Here is an 892-nt window from a genome sequence, read left to right as displayed (position 1 = left end):
CCTGATCCGAAATTAAGTTGAGTGGTATCAGCGGGTTAGCTTGACAGCGTTCCCTATCGGTGATTCAGGGGTTTCGCCAAAAACAACCGTGCATCTCCGATGTGGACTGATACCACCCGCGCTCTTCATGCCCGCAACGGCCTGACTTTGCCAAGCGATTTGACCGATGCGGAATGGTTCATTCTGGAACCGCTGCTGCCTGCTGCATCCTCTGTCGGCCGCCCGCGCAAATGGCCGCTGCGCCGGATCGTGGAGGCGATCCTTTATCTGCTTCGGGGCGGTCTGCCTTGGCGGATGCTGCCGCCTTGTTTCCCACCGGTGTCAACGGTGCGGCGCTGGTTCTACTTGTGGCGTGACAATGGTCTGTGGCTCACGGTCAATCATGTCCTGCTGATGGCGATGCGCGAGCAACAAGGCCGTGATGCCAGCCCAACCGCCGGCGTGATCGATAGCCAGAGCGTCAAAACCACAGAATCCGGCGGTCCGAGGGGATATGACGCCGGTAAGAAGATCAAAGGACGCAAGCGCCATATCCTCACCGACACCCAAGGCAATCTCGTCCATGCCGTGATCCATGCCGCCGATATCCAGGATCGTGACGGGGCACCGCTGGTGCTGGCTGAGATCGTCAAACCCTTCCCGTGGCTGCGGCACGTCTTCGCCGATGGCGGCTATGCTGGGGACAAGCTCAAAGACGCGCTGCGCCGCATCGGAAAATGGACCATCGACATCATCAAGCGATCCGACACAGCCCAAGGCTTCGAGGTCTTGCCACGGCGCTGGGTCGTGGAGCGCACCCTGGCATGGCTCAACCGAAACAGACGGCTCGCCAAAGACTTCGAGCAGACTATCGCTTCTGCAACCGCATGGTGCTTCATCGCATCCGTGCAAC

At 59.8% G+C, this 892-nt stretch carries 1 protein-coding gene; it reads left to right on the top strand.

Going from position 1 to position 892, the window contains the following annotated elements; genetic code table 11:
* Positions 1–99: 99 nt before the first annotated feature.
* On the top strand, positions 100–892 hold a 793-nt coding region (locus ACM9HJ_RS30975; protein WP_416575666.1), incomplete at its 3' end, for an IS5 family transposase.

The organism is Niveispirillum sp. KHB5.9 (assembly GCF_048066115.1).
Classification (GTDB): Bacteria; Pseudomonadota; Alphaproteobacteria; order Azospirillales; family Azospirillaceae; genus Niveispirillum.
This window is presented reverse-complemented; position numbering and strand designations above follow the sequence as displayed.